The organism is Cellulosilyticum ruminicola JCM 14822 (assembly GCF_001311925.1).
GTDB lineage: Bacteria > Bacillota > Clostridia > Lachnospirales > Cellulosilyticaceae > Cellulosilyticum > Cellulosilyticum ruminicola.
Window position 1 is genome coordinate 1 of sequence record NZ_BBCG01000008.1, and the last position, 19570, is coordinate 19570.

Sequence of the window (19570 nt, forward strand, 5' to 3'; positions counted from 1 at the left end):
GGGTATTCTATGATCTTTTAGCATTTGATACAGATATGACAGCTGATGAAATGCTACAAATGGCAACGGAGTTATTATAAATAGCATTAGAAGTAAAAAATAATTAATAAAAGACGACATTGTGAGATAGTTTGTGTTCTTGTAATACCGCCTTTTTATTTTAGTTTATTTGAATTTTAGTAACGTTACAATTATAATACGAATAAAAGAAAGACAAACTTATATTAGACATTTACAAGTGGGAAAGTTGTTTAGGGGTTACTGGATATAAGAAAATGCTATTAGAAAAAGAAAATAATACATGGCAGATTACGAAAAAGAGTGGCCGTTGGATTAGTTAAATAAAGAAAGCAGGGGATAAAATGAAATTACAGTATGAGGATATAAATTTATATTTACAATCTAGTGACATTATTGATTTTGATAAGGATACAGGGGAGAATATACGAAATTTAGGGGATGAGATTTGGAAACGTTCAGAGAATCAATTAGATTATATAAAAAATGCCTTTGAATATATAAGGGATGAGATTGGGCATACAAGAGATATTAAGGGAAACATTGTTACATGTAAGGCATCAGATGTTTTAGCAGCAAGAACGGGAATATGTTTTGCAAAGTCACATTTACTGGCAGCCTTATTACGTTATAAGGGCGTACCTACAGGTTTTTGTTATCAAAAGCTTATTTTAAATTCTAAGACATCACCTTATCTTATTTTACATGGACTCAATGGGGTTTATATTGAAGAAATAAATAAGTGGATCAGGCTAGATGCACGAGGAAATAAGGAAGGTGTAAATGCACAGTTTTCATTAGACAAAGAGCAAATCGCTTTTCCTATAAATCCTGAAGAAGGAGAGGAAGATATACCTATTATTTTTGCTGTGCCGGATGAAAATGTTGTAAGGGCTTTGACTACTTACAAAACATTAGAAGATTTATGGGCGAATCTACCTACAGGGCTTTATAAATAGGCGGAGAAATAGTTAGAACATCATCTTATATCACCAAACTCTACGGTTCGTAGATGGTTTATGAGTAATATAGAGAGTATACTCATAGCGAAGAAAGGGGAGATATGAAATGGCAGCAATATTTTATGAGATTAATTTAGATGAATGGAAGAGGGCGCCTTACTTTGGGCTTTATACAAAAATGATTCCAACTGGATTTAATGTATGTGTGGACTTAGATGTGACTAAGATGTATCACTACTTTCAACAAAAGGGGTATAAGTTTGCTAGTGGATATCGTTACATTACAATGAAGCTCATTAATGAAAGGGAATACTTTAGAATTGCTTATAAAGATGAAAAGCTAGGGTACTATGATTATTTAATTCCATCCTACACAAACTTTCATGAAGATGATCAAACAACGAGTGTGATGTGGGTAGATTACAAAGAAACTTTCGAAGTATTTAATAAAGGGTATTTAGAAGAGGAAGCCAAGTATAAAGATGTACATGGCATCATAGCAAAACCAGAAATGCCACCTGAAAATAGTTGTATGGTAGGGGTATTGCCATGGACTTCTTTTACAAGTTATTCACCGGTGCCTTATGCCGCACCTACACAATTTTTCCCTGTGTTAGAATCAGGAAAGTTTAAGAAAACGGATGAAAAGATTCTCATGCCATTTTCAATTACAGTGTCTCATGCCGTAGTGGATGGATATGGAGTAAGTGAGTATTTAGAAGCCTTACAGAATGCCATGAACGCACCAGAAACATGGAGCTAATAAAATAATTATATTATGTCCATACTAACTATACTAAGAAAGATAAAGGTAATTTTTATTCAAATTTTGGTGGGAATACTTGTGCCATTCCTGCCTTTTTTATTTATGCTGCATTAGTAGGCCTAAGGTTTACATGGGTTATGGTGCAACAAGATAAGTTTATGGTACACTTACCGGAACTTATGAAATCCATAAGGATTTCACCAAAGCGTTATATAGCTTTAGTACCTACAAAAGAATTTCAAGTACTTCATTATAAACAAAGAGAATGGGTTCCATATGTCCTAGAAGGTTGTAGAGACAAAGAAACAGCCTTCAAAAACTGGATGGATAGAGACGCTCGATTCGCCCTAGAAATATTCCAACAATGTAAAATAGTAAACTACAACTCCATAATTATAGACAGCACTCAAAGCATAAATCAAATTGCTAAATAAGTTGCCAATAATTTTGGACTAGAATACTAATAAAGTAAAACAAGCTACGACCAGATTCAAATGAATCTAATCGTAGTTTTTTTATTAATCAAAATGGAATAATTAATATTTTCGCCTTACGCCTAAGGTGTTTTAACGAGGAGCAGGGAGACCGTTGTTCAATAATTTTAAAGTTTTATTTTTTCGAAAGGCGAGAGGCGTTTTTCCATGTACTTTTTTGAACATTTTTACAAAGTTCCCACTATAGTGATAGCCTACTTGTTTTGCAATTTCTTCTACACTGAGTTCTGTGGTAGAAAGGAGATTGGCTGCTTTTGTCATGCGAAGTGAAGAGGTGTACTGACTAATAGACATATGATACTTAGCAGAAAATCCTGCTTTTAGTTTTTGCTCATTAAGTAGTACCCTCTGACTTAAATCCTTAATAGTAGGTGGTTTAAAGGCTTCTTCCGTTAAGATAGCATGGGCCTTTTGAATGGCAGCAATATCTGTAGCTGTTAAACTAATGAAACGATTGGTACCTATTTTTATTTCTCCGTAATCTAATTGATTGGTAAAAACATTTTGTGGCGATAAATGTATTTCATGATGAAGTAGGGCAATGCATTCTAAGATTTTACTTTCTAAATAAAGTGAGGTTAGTGTATTTGTCTCGGCTTTGTTTCTAAGGGTTTGAATAATGGTTGCGATTTCTAAAGGTAAATAACGATAAGTATAATTCGTTATCAACTGCTTAAAATCTTTAATTTCCGGGAAGGCTGGCTTAATAATTTCATCAAAGTATTTCTGATGAATGGTAATTTCAGCGCCATGAAAATGTGTGCCTTTAGTCCAATTTTGCGTTCCTCTTAATCCTTGTTCGATGATAAAGAAAGAAGAAGGTGTAAAAGAAGAAACAGGAGAATCTTCTATTGTAAACTGAGTTTCACCAGTATAAACCGTTCCAAAACGCATAAGTTCTTCTTGATGGTCGAAGGCAAGTGAAAAGTTACTGGCGATAGTATAATCACCTATGCTGAAATCATAATAATCTTCTCGGCCATAGAGCATAAAGTACCCTAATTCTGGTCGTTTATCATTTTTATAAAGTGTATAGTAAGTCTTGCTATGAGGTGTAAACGTCATATGTTGTAAGACTTGTTGCTGAAAATCTCTAGTTGTCGTAGCTGTCATGAATGTATCCTCTGTTTCTATTATGTAGTAAAGTTTTTGGCTAGCATGTACATATTAAAATGTATGATTTCAAGTAATAACTCTTATAAGTGAAGGAAATACTTTTAGTATAGAAGTAAAGAGAGTGATTACTTAAGTAAGTATAGATAGTATAACAGAAATTATCCGATTAGATGATAAAATTATTATATTAGGTGAAAATATTGAAATGATAATCAGTCTCATATAGAATGTGTTTATGTAAAAATGAAAGAATGGGATAAAAATCCACGGAGGATAGATTAAATGAAAAAGAGATTATTAGCAGCAATTCTTGCTTGTGGTTTAATGGGTACAATGTTTACAGGTTGTGGAAGTAGTACAAACACAGCTGAAAATACACAAGTAGAGATGGTTACAGTAACAGATGCAAAAGGTGAAGTTGAAATTCCAGCAGTGCCACAGAGAATCGTAGATTTAAGTGGCAACAGTGATATGTTATCAATTTTAGGCTATAAAGTAGTAGGAACAGCAAATAGTGATGCGTATGACTATACAAAGTTCCCTACTTATTTAGAAGAAACATTGCAAGGTGCTGAAATTGTAGGATACAGCATGCAAGATACTATGGATATCGAAAAAATCATGAATCTTAATCCAGATTTAATCGTTATCTCAACAGTTCAAGAAAAAATGTATGATCAATTAAGCGAAATCGCACCAACAGTAATGGTTCAATTAGAAGCTTTAAACTGGAAATCTGACCTTGAAGCATTCGCTAAAGTATTTAATAAAGGAAATGAAGCACAAACATGGCTTACAGAATATGAAGTAAAAGCTGATGCAGCTGGAGAGAAAGTAAGAGCTGAATATGGTGAAGATACAAGCTACCTTTCATTCTTAGCAAGTGGCGGCCAATTCTATGTATTTGATGGTGCAGGATTTGGAGATGTATTATATAACGATATGGATCTTGTAAAACCACAAGGTATGCCAGAACAAAGTGATATTAGCTTACCAGTTGTAACATATGAAGGATTAGCAGCTATTGATACAGATTACATTTTCTTAATGGCAACAGATGCAGATTTAGCTAAACTTGAAGAAAATGCAGTTTGGAATAACTTACCAGCGGTTAAAGAAGGACATGTGGTAACATTACCAGCATCTCCATACTTCAACCAAGGGTACAGCCCAATCGGTAAAGAATTATTAGTAAATGAAATAGGTGACATGTTAAATGAAACAACAAAGTAATAAATCGACAGGCATTTTTGCCGTTTTAAGTTTATTACTTCTAATGATAGGATTGGTTTTAGCCGTTAGGCTAGGACCAGTCCATATTGCGTTTAAAGACATATGGGATAGTATCTTTGACTATGAGCCAACATTAGAAATGATGCTTGTAAGAGATGTACGTATTCCAAGGGGCTTAGCTGTAGTATTTACAGGCGGTATATTAGGAGTAACAGGTAGTATGATTCAAGGCGTAACAAGAAACCCTATTGCAGAACCATCTATTTTAGGTGTAAGCCAAGGAGCAACGCTAGTTATTGCTATTTTTTATGCGATGGGAATTGGTATTACAACAACCAATGTTTTAATAGCATCTTTAATTGGTGCACTTTGTACAGGGCTTATTGTACTAGCTTTTCTAACTAAGAAAGCTAACAATCAGTCGATTACAAAAATCCTCTTAGCTGGAACAGCTATGAGCACATTCTTTGTTTCTCTAACGACAGTTGTAGGACTTCTTTCAAACCAAGCACAAATGATAGGTTTCTGGGTGTCTGGTGGCTTTAGAAATGCAGGATGGAATGACTTTGTTTTAGTATTTATTATAGGAACAGTGGGGCTTATTTTAGCCATTATACTATCTCCTAAAATTAATATTTTAAATCTTGGTGATGATGTAGCTATTGGACTTGGTCAAAATCCAGAGAAGATTAGATTTATGACTTTAGGTTTAATGATTCCAATGGTAGCAGTAGCTGTAGCAGTAGGAAAAAATATTGTTTTTGTAGGACTTATCGTTCCTCAAATTGTTAAGAAGATCTTAGGAGAGGATTACCGCATAGGAATCCCATGTTCATTCTTATTAGGGGCAGTACTTTTAACTTATGCTGATATTGCAGCTAGAATGTTATTTGCACCATATGAAATGCCAATTGGTATTTTCACCGCCTTAATTGGGGTGCCATTCTTCATCGCAGTAGCTAGAAAGGAGAGGGGATAATGAAAAAAAGAAAAATACCAATAATAGTAGCTGTTTTAATAGCATTAGTCGTTATCACCTGTCTTATTTCATTAGGCTGGGGAAGTTATAGTATTTCAGCGGGAGATGTGATTAATACATTACTTGGAAAAGGTACTAAAATGCAAAATGTAGCTGTATTTAGTATTCGTATTCCTAGACTTTTAGTAGGTTTATTTGTAGGTGTGGCGCTTTCAACAGCAGGGGCTATACTTCAAACTGTAATTAAAAATGATTTAGCAGATACAGGGATTATCGGGATTAATGCAGGGGCAGCAGTAGCCGCAGTATTATTTATTAAATATCAAACAACTAATTACTATAGTGAACTGGGTTCACTTTCAATATTTGTATTGCCATTTATGGCCATTGTAGGGGCTTCACTTACAGCCTTTATGATGTATATGTTATCAAGTAGAAATGGGATTAAGCCTAAGAGACTTTTACTTATTGGGATTGGTCTAAATGCAGGACTTAATGCGTTCATTTCTTTCGTCACATTTAGAGGTGGCGTAGGGGATTATAACCGTGTACTGACTTGGACTTCAGGAAGTTTATGGGGTTCAGGGTGGAGTTACGTCAAGGTAATCGTGCCACTTGTAACAATTATGTTTATCGTAGTTTTATTAAATCATAAGAAACTCGATGTTTTCAATTTATCAGATGAAAGTGCATTAGCATTAGGCTTAAACATTGATAAAGAGAGAAAGAAGTTTTTGACATACGCAGTTATTTTAGCGGGAACAGCAACAGCTTTTGCAGGGAATATTAGCTTCCTTGGATTAATAGCACCACATATGGCAAGAAAATTAGTAGGGCCTTTCCATAAAAAATATGTGACAGTGTCTGCTATGATTAGTGTGATTATTATTGTGGTTGCTGATGCAGTTTCAAGAAACTTATTCTCACCACTTGAGATTCCAGTAGGAATCACAGTATCCATCTTTGGGGTACCATATTTCATTTACTTAATGATGAAGGAGAGCTAGAAGCTATGAACAAAGCAGTAAATAATAATGGCTTAAATGGAGAAGCAATTCGTGTAGAAAACTTAAAAGTAGCCTATGAAAACAATGTAATCATTGAAGATTTAAGCTTATCTCTCCCAAAAGGTAAGATTAGTATTATTATCGGTGGAAATGGTTGTGGAAAATCCACTTTATTAAAGACAATCTCAAGAATTAATAAACCTGTAAAAGGGGATATTTTTATTCATGGAAAAAACATTAAAAATATCAAACAAAAAGATATTGCCAAGGAAGTTGCATTCTTACCACAAGGCCCAGTTTGTCCAAATGGACTTACTGTAAGACAGCTTGTGGCATATGGCAGATTCCCTCATCAAAAAATGATTGGGGGACTTAATAGTCACGATAAAGAAGTAATTGATTGGGCTATTGAGCAAACAGGTCTTAGAGACTTTACTGATAGAGAAATCGAGAATTTATCAGGTGGGCAAAGACAACGTGCTTGGATTGCATGACACTTGCTCAAGAAACAGAAACCATCATGTTAGATGAGCCAACAACTTACTTAGACCTTGCTTATCAACTAGAAGTATTAGAAATACTTCAAAGACTTAATAAAGAAAAAAATACAACAGTTGTTATTGTACTTCATGAAATCAATAATGCCTTTAAATTTGCCCACAATATTGTAGGTCTTAAAAAAGGCAAAATTGTATGTCAGGGGAAACCATCAGATGTCATTACAAAAGAAGCTTTAAGAGAAATCTATGGGATTGAAGCTGACCTTAAACCTAGTGAAACTGGTGATTATCCAATCTGCGTAGAGTATGAATTAAATAAGGAGCAGGTATGATTAATCGAAATTTTCTTATTATCGTATTAGGACAAATTATTTCTTTGTTTGGGAGCGCCATTCAAAGATTTAGTATGTCACTATATTTACTTGAATTCACAGGAAGTACAGCAACCTTTGCAAATATATTAGCTATTTCAACACTGCCATATATTCTATTTGCACCAATTGCAGGAAGACTTACAGACCGTATGAACCGTAAGAAAATTATGGTTTGGTTAGATTTCTTGTGCTCCTTATTAATAGGGGCTTATGCCTTCGTATTATTTGAGGGAAAGGATCATGTAGGCATAGTAGCTGTAGTTATGTTTTTACTTTCAGTAAGTGCCACACTTTACGGCCCAGCCGTAGCGGCTTCTATTCCTCAAGTTGTATCAGAAGAAAAGTTAACATCAGCCAATGGGATTGTAAATCAAGTTGGGGCTATTGTTAACTTTGCAGGACCAATACTTGCGGGTGTGCTATATGGTTTAATGGGTATTAAATTAATCGTTGTCATTAATGCAGTAAGTTTCTTAGCTTCAGCAATTATGGAGTTATTCCTGAAGATTCCAGATATAGTAGGAGCAGAAAAAGCAGTGGAAACAGAAGTAATTATAGAAGCTCAAGAGAAAAAAGGTGCAGCTAACATTAAATTTGTGAAGGATTCCTTTGTAGATATGAAAGAAAGCTTTAAGTATTTAAAGAAAGAAAAACAAGTCATTCTTGGAATTATCATTTCATACGCATTAGGTAATATTTTCTTAGTACCAATCTTATCAATTGTAGCCCCATTTTTCATTAATGTGAAATTAGGTTTACCATCACAAGTTTATGGGTTTGTAGAAGGCATTTGTGTATTAGGAATGATTTTAGGTGGCTTCTGGATTAGCGTGAAACCAAAGTTATTTAAAATAGAAAAAGCACATTATACATACTTCCCAATGATTGTGGGCGTATTTATGATGTCAGCTATAGGATTTATGCATTTAAATGCTTATGTATTAGCAGGACTATTTGCATTTAGTGGACTTGCAATTATGCTTTCACTATCACTTTCAAATGTCCTTACACTTACATTTATTCAAAAGGAAATCCCAGCAGAAATGCTAGGACGTGTATCAGCCTTATCAACAGCAGTAGCAACAGTTAGCGTTGCACCAGGTCAATTATTATTTGGTCAAATTATAGAGACAGGTATGCCAATAGGGATTATTTTACTTATAACAGCACTTGCTAATATTGGTGTAGTGATGTTTGTAAGATGGAATGTAAGAAACATATAAAGTAGTAGGGTATTAGAAAATGGTCCGCTGAGGCCGTAGGTGCTACTAGCTACACCTTACGTAATTTTTGCTGCTCTAAGCTCGATAATGAAAGAAACGGCGAAAAACTTGCTCCGCTTCGGACACTTCGCCTAAAACCTCTTTTATTATCTTTGCTAAGAGCAGCAGAAAATTACTCCAGAGGTAGACTAGTACCACCTACGGCCTCAGCTTTATTTTTAATACCGGGAGGAAAGAAAAAAGTTAATTTTTTCATCTTGCTTAGTATAATAGTGGAAGGGTGTTAGTAAATAAATTGGTTTGAAACTTAGTAATATTACAGTATTCTTTTTATTTATAGAAGATGATTGAAACGCGGTGAGAAAATATTGACTTTTTAGAAAAAATATACTACAATTCAAAAAGCGACAAAGGAACGTGTTGCTTTTTGGATTGTAGGCTGCAAGAGTATTTAAGCGTGAAGACTAAGTAAGTGATAAAAATATAAAATAAGTGTTGATATTTTAAAGAAAATTACATATACTATAAATATAAGAAGTAAAGAAAAAAGCTTTTCTTCTTATATTGGAGAGTCACTACCGTTAAGTGTGAGACTAAAATATTTGGAGAGTCACTGCCGTTAAGTGTGAGATTAAAATATTCGGAGAGTCACTGCCGTTAAGTGTGGAGGAAGGGGTAAAGTGTTTTCTTTGCTCCTTTTTTATTTGAATGGAGTAATATGGAACTATATGAAGTTACTGTAGATTATGTTGAATACTTAAGAGAATTTGAACCCAAAAAAATATTATCAAACAAAGATGAAAAAGGAACACGTAAATTTTTAGGAATTGTAACTCAGAAGAATGGATATAATTACGTTATTCCATTGAGTTCACCTAAATATTTAAAGGACTATTCAATAAAAGATTACACTGGGGAAAAACTACCAGAGGATTTTTCTTTTATAGCATATGCAGATAGAATAGTTCTTTTAAAGGATACAACAGTTCCTGTTGTATTTATGTATGATAAGAACGGAGATGAAAGTATTGATTTCTTTGGAAAATTACAATGTAATAATATGTTACCAGTTCCAGAAAGTGAATTAATTACTTTTGATGTTAATAGTATATCAGATATTGCTTATAGAACATTATTACAAAAGCAACTTCAATTCTTACGTAAGAATAGTGATAGAATATTAAAAAAACATATAAATCCTGTATATATAAATAGAAAGAAGAATAATATGTCTCTTGGGTATATTAAACATGCAACACCTGACTTTAACTTGTTAGAAGAAAAATGTACCGAATGGGAAGAGTCTCATAAAGGGTAGTACATATTAGAAAGAGTAAAGTATTTAATTAAGCGATATTATATTTAAGAAGTCATCTACGAATAGCTAATATTTGTGGATGGCTTCTTTGTTAATGAGATATATTTGATTAGAACTTAATATTGATTTAGGATATACTTTGTAAATTTAAAAATTAAATTACTGAATTTGCCAATGCGGACTTGCTAACATTGGTATGGTTATGTTTATAAAATAGAATGTAAGAAACGTGTAAAATATAAAAAATGGTCCGCCGAAACTATAGGTATTAATAGAAAATAGACTATTATAAACTATAGCCTCAGCGGACCATTTTATTTAGTATACATCTTTTATTTTATAGCAAGTAAGTTACCTAAATAAAAAAGGATAATGATATGTAGTGGGTAGAAAAGATAGAAGAAATACTTTAATCCTTTTCCTTTTTGATTGTTATATAAGAGCATAAATGGAAGTGCAAATATCATGGCACACTGATAGTTGTAATTTAGAAGATATTCCATGGATATAGGTGTAATAAAAATATAATCAAAGCCTAATAATGAGAGTGGTATGTAAAGTATATATTCATATTCACCCATGTGGAGATAATAACATATTCTTCGTGTAATACGTGTCAGAATGCTGAAATAAGAAATGCTAAAATAGCTTATGCAAAATACAATATAGGTAATAGATAGAGACTTTTTATGATTTTTATAGAGATAAAGAAAAACGCCTAATAATACAAATGGTAAGCCACCCTCGTTATAGAATACATTACCAGATAGTGCTTGAAAAATAGGAGTAACTCGATCACAAAATCCATCTAGAATAATACTAATAGCAATAGAAATAAGCTGCCAAATACTAAAGTATAGGATATATTTTTTCCTGTCCTTGGATTTTGCTTAGTATATTCAATAAGTGCAATAAGCATACATATAGCAAATAAGGTGCCAAAGATATTATTGCCTACATAAACGTCGTAACTTGATACATGAAAAGAGTTAAGTAATAAGTCGACAAGAGACATTAATACAGAGGCAGTATACAATCTTATTAAGTAGTACTTTCTACTATGTGTGTAATGAAAACCCCATACTAAACAAAAGATAAATATAGGGGCTGATATACGCCCTATCCAGCGCAGGTAAATAGGCGTAGATGGAATGAATTCACCAATATGATCTATGACCATAATGATAAGTGCAAATAACTTTAAAGCTGTAGTGGACATGAGTAAGCTCCTTTTCGATTGAAAACATAAGTTGATGTACTAATATATTTCATTGGCATCACTAGGCAAGTTATAAACGTGTTCTAAGAAGCTTCTAGCAGCTTTGGCTTCTTTAATATTGTAGGTGTAACCTAACTTTGAACCGACAAATAGGGCTGTTTCTTCAAAAAGGTCACACATAGTTATAATAGCTTTGAAGGCCTCTTCTGTATTACTACCAAAGTAGGTCGCAAGATAAGTTTGCCATTCCTTTTCAGTGAGCCATCTGTGCATATATTTGCCGGACTTACCAATGCTTACTGAGAAATTAGTGAGGAGCCCTATTTTAAAGCTTAACATCTTTTCTAATTGTTTACGGACACAAAAGTTGGTCATATCTTGAACATAAGGCAATTCCTTTCGCCAAAGGCCTTTAGCTAGATTATTGGTACACCACCAAAATTCATTACAGACAGCTAAGTATTGGGCTTCATTAGGCTTTTTTATATGATGATCTTCATCTGTAGCAGGTGGAATAATAGGTAAAATATTGTTTTTGTCTAATAATATTTGGCAGAGTTTATCAGCTAAAACATCTTTTTTAGCATATTCAAGCGTTACGACATGTAAATCTATTCGATTCCCATCTGTAAATTGCATAAGCCAGCCATAACAGTTAGCTTTATCACTTTCACAATTTGGTGATTCATCAGGATACTGCATATAGAGAATTTCACCGAAGTTTTTTATCCAGTCTTTATCCTCAATAAAGCTGAGCGTTTCATTTACCACATAGACGATATCATAATCTTGAAATAAATCCTTTAATGCATTGGGATTTGTTCTAGAACCATTCATATATACGGCTTGAATACGTGAGTCATCATTAGCAATATTTAAAATTAATTCATACATTTCTTTTTCACTGCGCATGCTTATCACCCCTATAAGATTTATATATTAGATTAATCATAACATATAAAATGACTTTAATCAGTTAGAGGTAATGGATAATGTGTAAGTTGCTACGGGGAATAAGTATGAAAAGCAAAAAATATACTTATATTATTAAGAAGCAATTAATAGAACGTTGAAAAAGTTATCAAAGATAGTAGAATCGTTATAGGATAGCTAGAGGAGGTGGAGATAAGAATATGAGCGAGAAAATTTATTATGTATCAGATTATCATTTTTTCATGAATTATCATTAAGGAGAAGTAGATCAGCTTATTTTACAAGTATTGAGCATATGAATGCAGAAATGATTTATCGTCACAATCAAAAGGTAAAACCGCAGGATCATGTATTTATCTTAGGCGATGTAGTTGTATGTAAGGAAATGGAGATAGAGCAATGTCTAGCAGAGACTGTGGATCATTTAAATGGACATTTACATTTGATACTTGGAAATCATGATTATAAATATATAGAGGATAATGCATTTTTTAAAAGGTTTGAAAGTATAGATGAAGCAAAACTCATTAAAGATCAAGATAGATGGATTCAATTATTTCACTATCCAATATTAAGGTGGTATCGTAAAAATAAAGGGGCTTTTCATATTTATGGTCATTTACATGATGAAAAAAAGGGCAAGGAAGCACAGTGGCTTAGAAATGAAGGATATGCTTTAAATGCTTGTGTAGAGGTGAACAATTTTATGCCTTGTACGCTACAAGAATTAATTATAAACAATCAGGGGATAAAAGATGTACCATTAGATAAAAATATTAAAGAAAAGCTATTTAATATAGAGGGGTAATAAAAAATATATTTCTACTTAATTTGGAATTTTGATACCTAAATACAAATTGTATTGTATGTGATATTATAGAATAGATATAGGGGACATAAAGAAATACGGAGTATATATCTATGCTAAAGATTAAAGGAATAAGAAAAAGGAGCATCAAAGCAAAATTGGTTATAGACTTTGGTGTAATCTTAATAGGAATTTGTATATTTAGTTACTTTTTTATAAGTTGTGTCTATCAACGTATTTTAAATGAAAGGCAACAAGACAAAATAAAAGTAGTAACCAATGCGGCAACGACTCAAATACAACTTGTAATTAGAAATTCATTAATGATTTTAGGGAATGTGGAAAACTTTAATTCATTAAGTAATGAAGAATTATCTGTTGAAGAAAAAGTAAAAAGATTAAACGGTTACACATCACCCTTTGATGATATAGCTATATTAGATACAAATGGTATAGGGGTAAGTATAAACAATCATACCCTTGATATGAGTAGTCAAGTAGACTTTGAGGAAGCATTATTAGAAAAGAAAGATAAAGTTAGTATTCTTAAGTATGAAGGACAAGTTTATTTGGTTTTCTTTAACCCCGTTTTAGATGAAGTAGGAAATGTAAGATGTGTACTATTAGGTGTACGTCCTATTGAGTCAATTTTTAAACAGATTTTACAAGCTAGTAGTAGTACAGTTTGTTTTATTGCTAATAAAGAAGGTCAAATGATATATGATGTTGCAGAAAATAATAATATTAATACAATGCATATAATTGATAATGAGATGATTAATTTATTTAAAGCAAATCCAGTATCAAATAAAGAATATATAAAAGTTATAAAAGATAAGAAAACAAAAGAACTACTTGAAGTGAGATATAGTTTAATTGGAGATACAAAGTGGATTTTAGGGACAGTTAATAGTAAAGCACAGGTTCAATCAGATGTAGAAGCTTTAAAAAAAGCAATGATTATAGGAATGAGCTTGATGATTTGTATAGGATTAATTCTTGTATATATTAGTGCCAATACTATGTCTAAACGTATGCAAGGAATGATTGATTATCTAGAACGTAATATTAAAAATGAATTTAAGGATTCTATATCCAATGAATTATTAGAAAATGATGATGAAATAGGAACACTAGCTAAAGAACTTAAAAATTTAGAGGGTGAAATGCAGGAAACATTAGAAACTATTAAAGAGAGTATGGATTATATCAATAATTTAAATGAAAAGATGAAGTATAATAATAAAAAATAAACTAATAAAAAGTGCTATTACGACTTTGCAATAGTCCCTTTTATTAGTTTATTGAGGTTTTACACCTGAAATAAGTTCATTGTTACAATAAATGGAATTAACTAGGAGTGAAGAAATCTATGCGTAAATTAGTAAAGTGGATAAGTCTAGGGACTTGTGTATTATTTACTACAATTTTAGCAGCTGGTTGTGGAAAAAATACGCAAACAGTTACATTTTTCAACTATGGTGAGAATATAGATACGGAAACGATTAATGAATTTGAAAAACAATATGGCATTAAAGTGAATATGAATACTTTTGATGATATGGATACAATGTATCAAAAGATTTCTAATAGTGGTGTGCAATATGATGTTATTTTAGTTTCGGATGCATTAATGCCTAGGATGATTGAAGAAGGGCTTATACAAGAATTAAATAAAGAAAACATCCCTAATATCAATCAAATGGATGAAGCTTATTTAAATTTAAGCATGGATCCAGATAATAAATATTCAGTACCTTATATGTTTGGAACAGTAGGGATTATTTATAATAAAGAAGTGGTAGATGAGCCAGTAGACAGTTGGGATATATTATGGAATGAAAAGTATAGAGACCAAATCTTTATGTTTGACACATACCGTGATACAATTGGAGCAGCTTTAAAGAAATTAGGATATTCCTTAAACTCTACTAATCCAGAAGAACTTGAAGCAGCCAAACAAGCTTTATTAGAACAAAGAAAATTAGTAGATCCAATCTATGGTGTCGATAACGGAACAGGTATGATTGCAAATCATGAAACAGCTATTAATATGATTTGGTCTGGTGAAGGTCTCAATTTACAAGATGAAGATTCTAATCTTGTATATGTAGTGCCTAAAGAAGGAGCCAATTTCTGGATTGATAGTTTATGCATCCCAAGCAATGCGAAAAATGTAGAAGCGGCTGAGAAATTCATTAATTTCGTAAGTGACAAGGAAAGTGCTTTAAGAATAGCTGATGAAATTGGTTATACAACACCAAACAAAGAAGCTAGAATGGCACAAGATGAGCATATTAGAAATAATCCTAATGCTTATATGTCAAAAGATCTTATGGACTTATGTGAGTTATATAGTAACTTTAGTTTAAAAGATAAACAGTTATATGATGAAGTTTGGACACAAGTAAAAGTGAAATAGATTAATCCTAAAATTATAAGCCATAGCCAATCTATATATGAGGAAGAAGAAGCTTGCTTATCACATGGAGGGACTAAAATGGCTAAAAAATATGTTTCTATTGAAGTAGCTTATCAAGATAGAAACTTCAAAAAGAAAAAAGAAAAATTCAATGGTTTCGTAGCACAAGTTATTCAACATGAAATGGATCATTGTGAAGGAATTTTAATCTAGATATAATTTAAGGAGGTGACGCAAAAAGCATCACCTCTTTTATTTTATAAAAGTGTAAATAAAGTTATATTTAAATGAAATATACTATTATACATATTTTAAAGGTGAAGTTGCTAAGATATCTGAGGAGCAAATATCAGAAGTATATAAAAGTGAAAAGTGACCATACTAAAAGCGTAATTAACTTTAAGACATGAGGTGACGTTTAATGGTATTAACTGAAAAAGAAAAATCCACAATTAAAGACTTACAAACTCAAGAACAAGAATGTATCAAAAAGTATGAAACATATGCAAATCAGGCGTGTGATGCAGAACTTAAAGATTTGTTTAATCAGCTTAAAGAAAATGAACAACAACATTATAATTCATTACAACAGGTTTTAGATGGACAAGTGCCAAGTTGTGATTGTAATGATGATAAAGGCAGAAATTATAGCCCAAAGGGAACCTATAATGGATGTGGCTGTGCAGATCAAACCTCCAAGGATAAAGACTGCTTTCTAGCAACTGACAGTATAGGAACAGAAAAAATGGTTTCTGGTGAGTATAACTCAGATGTATTTGCTTTTGGAGATTCAGATATACGTAAACTTCTGGCAGATATTCAAATTGAAGAACAAAATCATGCAGAAATGCTTTATAAATATAAACAAGTAAATGGAATGTCATAAAAATAACCTTTAGGAGCTGATGCTCTTAAAGGTTATTTTTATATATAGAATAATTATTTGATTTAATTAGTTAATAAACTAAAAGAAATTAAGGAATTATGATAACAAATGTAAAAATATATTAAAGTATAAGTGATATTGGATGTAACCTAGAGATGAGAGAGAAGAGGAGTATTTAGGAATATCAAATAATAGTTGAGATAATAAAATTTAGAGGAGTAGTAATGCATGGAAGAGACAAAAACATCAAAGCGTATTAAGACTAAAAATTAGAAGTATTGAGTTTACTATAGCTTTAAATGGAATCTTAATTGAACTAGTAGTTTGTATACTATTAAGTGGGGTGGCATATACAATTGTATCTGGTTACTTAGAGACAGCCACAAAGAAAAATGTAATACCTTTAGCGGAAATAGCAGCTGATCCCGTCGGCGACGCTTGTAAAATTGGAAATCCATATGATTTAGAACCTGAAATGTTAGAAGCATATCAAGGAACAGCAACTGTAACAGCAGAGCCGTTATATGATGAATGTGGGACATTCTATACAGCTTATGCACCTATTTATAATAGTAGCAATCAAGTAGTTGGACTTATGGCTGTAGACTGTGAAGTTTTTAAAATTCAAAAAACAAGTAAATGCATTAATGTTTAAATTATTAACAATAGGAATATTATGTTTAATACTTATTATCGTAATCAATATTGCACTTGCAAGACATATAGGTAAAAATATGTTCCTTGTTAATCAAAAACTTATAGATGTTATCTATAGTGATGGAGATTTAACTAAAAAAATCGAAGTTGATTCAGGTGATATGGAACAATCTGTAGATTAGATTACACAGGTTTCATTAACAATGCAAGAAACATATGACTCTATGGAAGAAACTAATAATTCTTTTGTTCAAGCTAAAAAATGACAGATAATGATAAACTCGTACAACTTGGAAATGAGTATAACGAGGATGCCAAATCAATTAGGGAGTTAATGAATGCATTTAAAAAGCAAACTGAAAACTTACAACATGCTATGAATCATGTGGATATAGAAATTGGTGAGATTTCAGGTACAGTAGAAACATCTATGGAACATACAGTAAATGTTTCAAATATTGCTGAACAAATGGCCGAAAGAATTAAAGAAAATAACAAAGGTATAAGTATGCTATAATAGAAAAAAGAAATAAACAAAAAGATAGATAAGGGACGATGACATATGCAGATGAAAAGTAATTTAGGACCTATGTATTATCAACTTAAGAATATCATTATTGATATGATTGAAAATGAAGAAATTAATGTAGACGAATGTATTCCATCTGAACCAAAATTAATGCAGACATATAACTTGAGTCGTACAACTGTAAGAAAAGCAATTGATGAACTAGTTAATGAAGGTTATCTATATAAGAGACAAGGAAAAGGAACTTTTGTAAAAGGAAGGGGGTTTGAACAGGGGTTAATTAAGCTATCAGGCTGTAGTGAGGATATTAGACGATATGGATTAGAACCTAAGCCATATGTTCTTCAAGAGCAGATTGAAAAACCTTCTAAAAGAGTAGCTAAAATGTTAGACATTAGCCCAGAAGAAGACACATTTTATATGGAACGTGTTATTTATGGAGATGATGTGCCAATTAATAAAAATAAAAGCCATATACCATATGCATTAGTACCAGGTATTGAAGATGTAGATTTTAATAAGGAGTCTTTATATAAAGTACTAGAGAAAGATTATGGTATTGTGATTACAAGAGCCATAAGAACTGTAGAAGCTATATTAGCGAGTGAAGAAGTGGCATTACAGCTCAAAGTAAAAGAAGGGGCACCAGTTATGCTCTTTAAAGGACAAGTATATGGTGAATATAAGGGAATGGAAGTGACTATAGAATACTTTGAAGCAATTTATCGTTCAGATCAGTTTCAATTTTATATTGAGCAACATCGTTAATTTAGAAGTTTTAGCTAAAAACAAATAATATTTATGAATATACTCTACAAAATAAGAAAAAATTAATTATTAAAATTAAACTATTGAAAAAAATTCAGAAAATAGTATAATGAGGTTGTACGTACAACATGACAACATAACAAAAAGACGACTTTACATATATTTTTTTAGGAGGAAGAGAGTAATGAAATTATTTGTAGATACAGCTAATACAGACGAAATTCGTAAAGCAAACGATTTAGGAGTAATTTGTGGAGTAACAACTAATCCATCACTTATTGCACGTGAAGGACTTGAGTTTAAATCAGTGATTAAAGAAATTACAGAAATTGTAGATGGACCTATCAGTGCAGAAGTTATTTCTCTAGAAGCACCTAAAATGGTAGAGGAAGCTATTGAACTTGCTAAAATTCATAAAAATATTGTTATTAAATTACCTATGACAGAAGAAGGGTTAAAAGCAACTAAACAACTTACAGCAAAAGGCATTCGTACAAATGTTACTTTAATCTTCTCAGCAGGTCAAGCATTACTTGCAGCAAGAGCTGGTGCAACATATGTAAGTCCATTCATTGGACGTCTTGATGACATTGGCATGGAAGGTATGCATTTAGTAAAAGAAATTGCAGACATCTTCAAAATGCATGATATTAAAACAGAAATCATTGCAGCAAGCGTACGTAGTCCACTTCATGTAATCGATGCAGCGAAAGCAGGAGCACATATCGCAACTGTACCATATAAAGTAATTGTTCAAATGACAAAACACCCTCTTACAGATAACGGAATTGAAAGATTCCTTAAAGACTGGGAAGGGTTAGAACAAAAATTACAATAAAGTGAATAAAGGATAGGCTTCCGCGAGTGCGGGGGCCTTTTTACTTTGTGGAAATGGGGATAAGTGCACCAACTAATTTTCCTTAACCCTCCCTTCGGTCGAAGGTTAGATAAAATTATATTTTGGGCGTAAAAAGAAGGTGGGGCCTTTTTGGATGGGGGAAGGGGTATAATGGTAGGTGGAGGATGGAGATGAGATAATATAAAATTTGATTAATATGAGAAGGTGAATTGGATGTGAAAATGTCTAGAGAAGGGAAGGAGATGCATGATCGGTTAATTGATGTGATGGAGCCAATATCATATATTCGTTTTGATGAAAAAGATGGGAAAAATAAAGTTTTTCATGTGACAGTTACTTCAAAGAAGCTTGAGTCTGTTTATGAAACAATATGGGACTATGTAATGACGTATCCATGTAATTATAAGTGCATGTTTGATAATATATGCATTTATAGGTGGGAAGATGAAACTTGGAAGATTCACAAAGAATATATATTAGAAAAGTAAGTAGAGTAGTT

24 protein-coding genes are annotated in these 19570 nt (G+C 32.2%); 20 read left to right on the forward strand and 4 right to left on the reverse strand.

From position 1 onward, the window contains the following. Positions 1-362: 362 nt before the first annotated feature. The gene (locus tag JCM14822_RS04210) at positions 363-977 is read left to right on the forward strand and encodes a transglutaminase-like domain-containing protein (RefSeq protein WP_054739967.1); all 615 of its coding nucleotides are present in this window, start codon (positions 363-365) and stop codon (positions 975-977) included. 109 nt (positions 978-1086) lie between these two features. Then, entirely contained in the window at positions 1087-1743 is a 657-nt protein-coding gene (locus JCM14822_RS04215; RefSeq protein ID WP_054739969.1) for a CatA-like O-acetyltransferase, read from the forward strand. Between the two features lie 569 nt (positions 1744-2312). On the opposite strand, the gene JCM14822_RS04225 is transcribed toward JCM14822_RS04215, so the two are convergent. Then, complete coding sequence (locus JCM14822_RS04225; protein WP_054739973.1) at positions 2313-3353, reverse strand: helix-turn-helix domain-containing protein; 1041 nt, start codon at positions 3351-3353, stop codon at positions 2313-2315. A gap of 285 nt (positions 3354-3638) precedes the next feature. Here JCM14822_RS04225 and JCM14822_RS04230 point away from each other — a divergent pair, with 285 nt between their 5' ends. From JCM14822_RS04230 to JCM14822_RS04255, 7 genes are all read left to right on the forward strand, one after another. Then, on the forward strand, positions 3639-4589 hold the full coding sequence (locus JCM14822_RS04230) for an ABC transporter substrate-binding protein (RefSeq protein WP_054739976.1): 951 nt from the start codon (positions 3639-3641) through the stop codon (positions 4587-4589). Next, entirely contained in the window at positions 4573-5568 is a 996-nt protein-coding gene (locus JCM14822_RS04235; protein ID WP_054739978.1) for a FecCD family ABC transporter permease, read from the forward strand. The genes JCM14822_RS04230 and JCM14822_RS04235 overlap by 17 nt, the downstream gene beginning before the upstream one ends. Continuing rightward, positions 5568-6575, forward strand: a complete 1008-nt coding sequence (locus JCM14822_RS04240) for a FecCD family ABC transporter permease (RefSeq protein ID WP_054739980.1) — start codon at positions 5568-5570, stop codon at positions 6573-6575. The genes JCM14822_RS04235 and JCM14822_RS04240 overlap by 1 nt, the downstream gene beginning before the upstream one ends. Positions 6576-6580: 5 nt before the next feature. Next, positions 6581-7069: an ABC transporter ATP-binding protein gene (locus tag JCM14822_RS23520; RefSeq protein WP_330377305.1), complete on the forward strand. Its 489-nt coding sequence runs from the start codon at positions 6581-6583 to the stop codon at positions 7067-7069. Beyond that, complete coding sequence (locus JCM14822_RS23525; protein ID WP_330377306.1) at positions 7066-7407, forward strand: ABC transporter ATP-binding protein; 342 nt, start codon at positions 7066-7068, stop codon at positions 7405-7407. Before JCM14822_RS23520 ends, JCM14822_RS23525 begins: the two co-directional genes overlap by 4 nt. Further along, positions 7404-8672, forward strand: coding sequence for an MFS transporter (locus JCM14822_RS04250; RefSeq protein WP_054739982.1), 1269 nt, complete (start codon positions 7404-7406; stop codon positions 8670-8672). Before JCM14822_RS23525 ends, JCM14822_RS04250 begins: the two co-directional genes overlap by 4 nt. Positions 8673-9390: 718 nt before the next feature. Next, on the forward strand, positions 9391-9990 hold the full coding sequence (locus tag JCM14822_RS04255) for a type III toxin-antitoxin system ToxN/AbiQ family toxin (RefSeq protein WP_054739983.1): 600 nt from the start codon (positions 9391-9393) through the stop codon (positions 9988-9990). Positions 9991-10322: 332 nt separating this feature from the next. Here the strand turns inward: JCM14822_RS04255 and JCM14822_RS24405 are convergent, their stop codons facing one another. The 3 genes from JCM14822_RS24405 to JCM14822_RS04265 are packed head-to-tail and all read right to left on the reverse strand — an operon-like array spanning position 10323 to position 12121. Next, positions 10323-10853 carry a TraX family protein gene (locus JCM14822_RS24405; RefSeq protein ID WP_083461254.1) on the reverse strand — a complete coding sequence of 177 codons (531 nt, stop codon included), beginning with the start codon at positions 10851-10853 and terminating at the stop codon, positions 10323-10325. After that, a complete protein-coding gene (locus JCM14822_RS04260; RefSeq protein ID WP_054739985.1) occupies positions 10799-11209 on the reverse strand; it encodes a TraX family protein in 411 nt (136 codons plus the stop codon). The genes JCM14822_RS24405 and JCM14822_RS04260 overlap by 55 nt, the downstream gene beginning before the upstream one ends. 39 nt (positions 11210-11248) lie before the next feature. Then, positions 11249-12121 carry an aminoglycoside 6-adenylyltransferase gene (locus JCM14822_RS04265; RefSeq protein ID WP_054739987.1) on the reverse strand — a complete coding sequence of 291 codons (873 nt, stop codon included), beginning with the start codon at positions 12119-12121 and terminating at the stop codon, positions 11249-11251. 316 nt (positions 12122-12437) lie between these two features. Between JCM14822_RS04265 and JCM14822_RS04270 the strand changes: the two genes are divergently transcribed. The 11 genes from JCM14822_RS04270 (at position 12438) to JCM14822_RS04315 (ending at position 19559) form a co-directional block, all read left to right on the forward strand. Then, positions 12438-12950, forward strand: a complete 513-nt coding sequence (locus JCM14822_RS04270; RefSeq protein WP_054739989.1) for a metallophosphoesterase — start codon at positions 12438-12440, stop codon at positions 12948-12950. Between the two features lie 113 nt (positions 12951-13063). Next, on the forward strand, positions 13064-14203 hold the full coding sequence (locus JCM14822_RS04275) for a cache domain-containing protein (protein WP_054739991.1): 1140 nt from the start codon (positions 13064-13066) through the stop codon (positions 14201-14203). Positions 14204-14322: 119 nt separating this feature from the next. Beyond that, positions 14323-15372, forward strand: coding sequence for an ABC transporter substrate-binding protein (locus JCM14822_RS04280; protein ID WP_054739992.1), 1050 nt, complete (start codon positions 14323-14325; stop codon positions 15370-15372). A gap of 12 nt (positions 15373-15384) precedes the next feature. Then, positions 15385-15585, forward strand: coding sequence for a peptide deformylase (locus JCM14822_RS19045; RefSeq protein WP_304502430.1), 201 nt, complete (start codon positions 15385-15387; stop codon positions 15583-15585). Between the two features lie 208 nt (positions 15586-15793). Beyond that, complete coding sequence (locus tag JCM14822_RS04285) at positions 15794-16258, forward strand: spore coat protein (protein WP_054739994.1); 465 nt, start codon at positions 15794-15796, stop codon at positions 16256-16258. A 343-nt stretch (positions 16259-16601) separates the two neighbouring features. Further along, the gene (locus tag JCM14822_RS04290) at positions 16602-16913 is read left to right on the forward strand and encodes a cytochrome P450 family protein (RefSeq protein WP_054739996.1); all 312 of its coding nucleotides are present in this window, start codon (positions 16602-16604) and stop codon (positions 16911-16913) included. Beyond that, the gene (locus tag JCM14822_RS04295) at positions 16906-17097 is read left to right on the forward strand and encodes a hypothetical protein (protein WP_054739998.1); all 192 of its coding nucleotides are present in this window, start codon (positions 16906-16908) and stop codon (positions 17095-17097) included. Before JCM14822_RS04290 ends, JCM14822_RS04295 begins: the two co-directional genes overlap by 8 nt. An 80-nt stretch (positions 17098-17177) precedes the next feature. After that, on the forward strand, positions 17178-17432 hold the full coding sequence (locus JCM14822_RS04300) for a hypothetical protein (protein WP_054740000.1): 255 nt from the start codon (positions 17178-17180) through the stop codon (positions 17430-17432). Positions 17433-17477: 45 nt separating this feature from the next. Beyond that, the gene (locus JCM14822_RS04305; protein WP_054740001.1) at positions 17478-18212 is read left to right on the forward strand and encodes a GntR family transcriptional regulator; all 735 of its coding nucleotides are present in this window, start codon (positions 17478-17480) and stop codon (positions 18210-18212) included. 184 nt (positions 18213-18396) lie between these two features. Next, a complete protein-coding gene (gene fsa, locus JCM14822_RS04310) occupies positions 18397-19050 on the forward strand; it encodes a fructose-6-phosphate aldolase (protein ID WP_054740004.1) in 654 nt (217 codons plus the stop codon). A 263-nt stretch (positions 19051-19313) separates the two neighbouring features. After that, positions 19314-19559 carry a hypothetical protein gene (locus JCM14822_RS04315; protein WP_157047621.1) on the forward strand — a complete coding sequence of 82 codons (246 nt, stop codon included), beginning with the start codon at positions 19314-19316 and terminating at the stop codon, positions 19557-19559. Positions 19560-19570 lie beyond the last annotated feature (11 nt).

What these genes read in the sequence shown, in the direction of transcription:
- JCM14822_RS23520 (WP_330377305.1), top strand. Translation starts at nt 6,581, where the DNA reads ATGAACAAAGCAGTAAATAATAATGGCTTAAATGGAGAAGCAATTCGT.
- JCM14822_RS04210 (WP_054739967.1), top strand. Translation starts at nt 363, where the DNA reads ATGAAATTACAGTATGAGGATATAAATTTATATTTACAATCTAGTGAC.
- JCM14822_RS04270 (WP_054739989.1), top strand. Translation starts at nt 12,438, where the DNA reads ATGAATGCAGAAATGATTTATCGTCACAATCAAAAGGTAAAACCGCAG.
- fsa (WP_054740004.1), top strand. Translation starts at nt 18,397, where the DNA reads ATGAAATTATTTGTAGATACAGCTAATACAGACGAAATTCGTAAAGCA.
- JCM14822_RS04260 (WP_054739985.1), bottom strand. Translation starts at nt 11,209, where the DNA reads ATGTCCACTACAGCTTTAAAGTTATTTGCACTTATCATTATGGTCATA.
- JCM14822_RS04295 (WP_054739998.1), top strand. Translation starts at nt 16,906, where the DNA reads ATGTTTAAATTATTAACAATAGGAATATTATGTTTAATACTTATTATC.
- JCM14822_RS04230 (WP_054739976.1), top strand. Translation starts at nt 3,639, where the DNA reads ATGAAAAAGAGATTATTAGCAGCAATTCTTGCTTGTGGTTTAATGGGT.
- JCM14822_RS04300 (WP_054740000.1), top strand. Translation starts at nt 17,178, where the DNA reads ATGACAGATAATGATAAACTCGTACAACTTGGAAATGAGTATAACGAG.
- JCM14822_RS04215 (WP_054739969.1), top strand. Translation starts at nt 1,087, where the DNA reads ATGGCAGCAATATTTTATGAGATTAATTTAGATGAATGGAAGAGGGCG.
- JCM14822_RS04240 (WP_054739980.1), top strand. Translation starts at nt 5,568, where the DNA reads ATGAAAAAAAGAAAAATACCAATAATAGTAGCTGTTTTAATAGCATTA.
- JCM14822_RS23525 (WP_330377306.1), top strand. Translation starts at nt 7,066, where the DNA reads ATGACACTTGCTCAAGAAACAGAAACCATCATGTTAGATGAGCCAACA.
- JCM14822_RS04265 (WP_054739987.1), bottom strand. Translation starts at nt 12,121, where the DNA reads ATGCGCAGTGAAAAAGAAATGTATGAATTAATTTTAAATATTGCTAAT.
- JCM14822_RS04250 (WP_054739982.1), top strand. Translation starts at nt 7,404, where the DNA reads ATGATTAATCGAAATTTTCTTATTATCGTATTAGGACAAATTATTTCT.
- JCM14822_RS04275 (WP_054739991.1), top strand. Translation starts at nt 13,064, where the DNA reads ATGCTAAAGATTAAAGGAATAAGAAAAAGGAGCATCAAAGCAAAATTG.
- JCM14822_RS04255 (WP_054739983.1), top strand. Translation starts at nt 9,391, where the DNA reads ATGGAACTATATGAAGTTACTGTAGATTATGTTGAATACTTAAGAGAA.
- JCM14822_RS04235 (WP_054739978.1), top strand. Translation starts at nt 4,573, where the DNA reads ATGAAACAACAAAGTAATAAATCGACAGGCATTTTTGCCGTTTTAAGT.
- JCM14822_RS04225 (WP_054739973.1), bottom strand. Translation starts at nt 3,353, where the DNA reads ATGACAGCTACGACAACTAGAGATTTTCAGCAACAAGTCTTACAACAT.
- JCM14822_RS04285 (WP_054739994.1), top strand. Translation starts at nt 15,794, where the DNA reads ATGGTATTAACTGAAAAAGAAAAATCCACAATTAAAGACTTACAAACT.
- JCM14822_RS04305 (WP_054740001.1), top strand. Translation starts at nt 17,478, where the DNA reads ATGCAGATGAAAAGTAATTTAGGACCTATGTATTATCAACTTAAGAAT.
- JCM14822_RS04315 (WP_157047621.1), top strand. Translation starts at nt 19,314, where the DNA reads ATGCATGATCGGTTAATTGATGTGATGGAGCCAATATCATATATTCGT.
- JCM14822_RS04280 (WP_054739992.1), top strand. Translation starts at nt 14,323, where the DNA reads ATGCGTAAATTAGTAAAGTGGATAAGTCTAGGGACTTGTGTATTATTT.